The organism is Kineosporia sp. A_224 (assembly GCF_002198655.1).
Classification (GTDB): Bacteria; Actinomycetota; Actinomycetes; order Actinomycetales; family Kineosporiaceae; genus R-H-3.
In genome coordinates this window covers 1-3,402 of record NZ_MWLN01000006.1, presented here as the reverse complement: position 1 = coordinate 3,402, position 3,402 = coordinate 1, and the positions used below count along the sequence as shown (strand labels likewise).

The 3,402-nt window shown below is 76.0% G+C and carries 3 protein-coding genes; 1 reads left to right on the top strand and 2 read right to left on the bottom strand.

The genetic code is table 11. From position 1 onward, the window contains the following. Window positions 1–145 precede the first annotated feature (145 nt). Both EDJALFJO_RS00110 and EDJALFJO_RS00105 read right to left on the bottom strand, forming a co-directional pair. Window positions 146–1,213: a GGDEF domain-containing protein gene (locus EDJALFJO_RS00110; RefSeq protein ID WP_088280984.1), complete on the bottom strand. Its 1,068-nt coding sequence runs from the start codon at window positions 1,211–1,213 to the stop codon at window positions 146–148. Window positions 1,214–1,297: 84 nt separating this feature from the next. Then, complete coding sequence (locus tag EDJALFJO_RS00105; RefSeq protein ID WP_088280982.1) at window positions 1,298–1,888, bottom strand: Lrp/AsnC family transcriptional regulator; 591 nt, start codon at window positions 1,886–1,888, stop codon at window positions 1,298–1,300. 66 nt (window positions 1,889–1,954) lie between these two features. Between EDJALFJO_RS00105 and EDJALFJO_RS00100 the strand changes: the two genes are divergently transcribed. After that, complete coding sequence (locus EDJALFJO_RS00100; RefSeq protein ID WP_088280980.1) at window positions 1,955–3,361, top strand: FAD-binding oxidoreductase; 1,407 nt, start codon at window positions 1,955–1,957, stop codon at window positions 3,359–3,361. Window positions 3,362–3,402: the final 41 nt, after the last annotated feature.

The following is a 3,402-nucleotide window of genomic DNA, read 5'->3' as shown; positions in this document are numbered from 1 at the left end:
CACGTCGTCCACCACCCCGCGCCGGGGACGACGTGGGGCGGGGCCTGCGGTTCGACGGCCATCCGTCGACCCAAGCACTCGCGGCGACGACCGGCAAGGCGCCGGTGCGTCGCAGCGGTCGGGTGGGTCGGGCGGGTCGGGCGGGTCAGGCGCTGAGCCGGTCCGCGCCGCGGACGTCGACGACGCCGTCGACGAAGACGTCCTCGTCGTCCGCGAGGATCAGCAGGTGGGCCGCGCTCTTGCCGGAGCGCTTCGCCCGGTACATCGCGATGTCGGCGGCCTGGAGCAGGGCGGAGGCGTCGGTGCCGCGGCCCGCGGCGGACAGCGCCACGCCGATGCTGCCGCCCCGGTGGCAGGCGGTGCCGTCGATGAGCACCGGGGTGCGCAGCGCCGCGAGGAGCCGCCCGGCGATGTCGTGGGCGACGGCCTCGTCGGGGACGTCCGGGCACAGGACGACGAACTCGTCGCCGCCGACCCGGGCCACGGTGTCGGCCGGCCGGACCGCCTCCCGCAGCCGGTGCGCCACGGTGACGAGCACGTGGTCGCCCGCGGCGTGGCCGGAGGTGTCGTTGACCGTCTTGAAGTCGTCGAGGTCGCAGAACGCGACGAGGACCCGGCCGCCGGTGCGCCGGGTCCCGGCGAGGGCGAGGTCGAGCCGGTCGGCGAGCAGGGCCCGGTTCGGCAGCCCGGTGAGCGCGTCGTGGAGGGCGAGGTCGCGCAGCCGGGTCTGCTCGCTGACCCGGTCGGTGACGTCGACGACGTGGACGGCGAGGCGGCGCGGCCCGCCGGCCGGGACCGGCAGCGGGGCCATCGAGACGTGCATGCTCCTGGTCCGCCCGGCGATCTCGACGGCGTGCTCGCCGTGCCAGGCGGACAGCCGCCCGTCGGCGAGCGCGGCGAGGGTGCGGGCGGCGTCGTCCGCGTCGTCCGCGGCGAGCAGGTCGGGCCAGGCGGTGCCGGCCACCTCGCGGCAGAGCAGATGGCCGAACGCGGGGTTGGCGTCCTCGACGCGCCAGACCGGGGCCGGCCCGGCGTCGTCCGCCGCGAGCACCGCGATCCCGACGAGCGCGTGGTCGAACACGGCCCGGTACGCGGCGGCCGTCGCCACGGCCTGCCGGGCCTCCTGCGCGCGCCGGACGGCGACCGTCCACGCCACGACCGCTGCCCCCGTCGCGACCAGGGCGAGCAGGGTCGTCGCCACCACCACCAGCATGCGTCCTCCCGCCGTCCGCGACCCGTGACCGGTGTCGGGACCGTTGTCGGCAGGTCGGGGCGAAACCTTGAGCCGTTCGGGTGATCACCCGAACGGATGAGTTCCCGGCTGGTCCTGGGACTGCCCGCTCGCCTGCCCGGTGGCCTGCCCGGTGGCCTGCCCGGTCGCCTGGACGAGCGGCAGCGTCCGGTGCGGCAGCGGTGTCGCGAGCACGATCGTCGTCGACAGCCGGACGACGTGCGGGCTCTCGAGGACCCGGTCGATGACGCGCTGGAGGTCGGCGTTCGAGCGGGCGACGACCCGCACGAGCAGGTCGGCCGCGCCCGTGACGGTGTGGGCCTCGAGCACCTCCGGCACGCCGGCGAGGTGGGCGGCGACGGCGTCGTGCGTCGTCGGGGTCCGCGCGCGGCCCGCCGGCCCGGGCTCGTCGCCCGCGCGCTGCCGGATCTCGACCGAGCAGAACGCCGTCACCGGGTAGCCGAGCGCGCCCGGGTCGACGTCCGGGCCGAAGCCGGTGACGACGCCCTCGCGCTGCAGCCGGTCGAGGCGGGCCTGGACGGTGCCGCGGGCCACCTGGAGCCGGCGCGCGGCCTCGAGCACGCTCGTCCGCGGCTCCTCGGCGAGCAGCGTGACGAGGGCGGCGTCGAGGGGGTCGAGGCGTCCACGGGCGTCCACGCCCCGAATCCTGCCGCAGCCGGGCTGCTCTGCCGCTGCGGCCCCGGCCGACCTAGGGTGAGTCGCATGTCTGCCGCGCCGGTGTCGTCGCCGCCCACCTCCGAGGTCGTCGCAGCCCTCGCCGCCGGGCTGCCGGCGAACGTCCTGGTCACCGACCCGGCGCGGATGGAGTCCTACCGGCACGACCGGGCGATGTTCTGCCCGGCCGGGGTCCCGGCGGCCGTCGTCCTCGCCCGGGAGACCGCGCACGTCCAGCACGCCCTCCGGACGGCGACCCGGTTCGGCGTCCCGGTCGTGCCGCAGGGCGCGCTGAGCGGGCTCTCCGGCGCCGCGAACGCCATCGAGGGCTGCATCGTCGTGAGCACCGCGCCGATGACGCAGATTCTCGAGATCGACACCGCGAACCGGCTCGTCGTCACCCAGCCCGGGATCTTCAACGCCGACCTGTCGCGGGCGGTCGAGGCGCAGGGCCTGTACTACCCGCCGGACCCGTCGTCCTGGGAGTTCTGCTCGATCGGGGGCAACCTCTCGACGAACTCCGGTGGCCTGTGCTGCGTGAAGTACGGGGTGACGACCGACTACGTCATGGGCCTGGAGGTCGTCCTCGCCTCGGGCGAGGTGCTCCGCACCGGCCGGCGCACCGTGAAGGGCGTCGCCGGCTACGACCTCACGAAGCTCTTCGTCGGCAGCGAGGGCACCCTCGGGGTCATCACCGAGGCGACGCTCATGCTGCGCCCCGCCGCGCAGCGGCCCCGGACGGCGGCCGCGCTCTTCGCGAGCATGCGGGCGGCGACCGACACCGTCGCCGCCGTCGTCGCCGAGGGGCACGTGCCGAGCCTGCTCGAGCTCATGGACGCCGTCTCGATCCGGGCCGCGAACGAGTACCTGCGCAGCGACCTGCCGGAGGACTGCGCCGCGATGCTCATCTGGCAGTCCGACTCCGGCGGCGAGGTCGCCGCGCGCGAGGTGGCGGCGATCGGCGAGGTCGCGACCCGGTGCGGCGCCACCGACGTCGTCGAGGCCGACGACCCGGCCGAGGGTGAGGTGCTCCTCGCCGCCCGGCGCGCCGTCCTCACCGCGCTCGAGGCGTGGGGGACGACACTCGTCGACGACGTCTGCGTCCCCCGGACCCGGCTCGGCGAGTTCATCGACGGCATCACCGCGATCGGCGAGCGGCGGGGCGTCGTCATCGGGACCGTCGCGCACGCCGGCGACGGCAACACGCACCCGAACGTCGTCTTCGACGCCGCGGACGCCGACCAGGCGGAGCGGGCCCGGCTCGCGTTCGGCGAGATCATGGACCTCGGCCTCGAGCTCGGCGGCACGATCACCGGCGAGCACGGGGTCGGCGTCCTCAAGCGGGAGTGGCTCGAGCGCGAGGTCGGCCCGGTCGGCCTCTCCGTGCACCGGGCGGTCAAGGCCGCGCTCGACCCGGCGGGCATCCTCAACCCGGGCAAGGTCTTCTCGCTGTAGCCCGTCCGCGCCCGGCCCACCTCTTCCCCGACGGCCTCGGC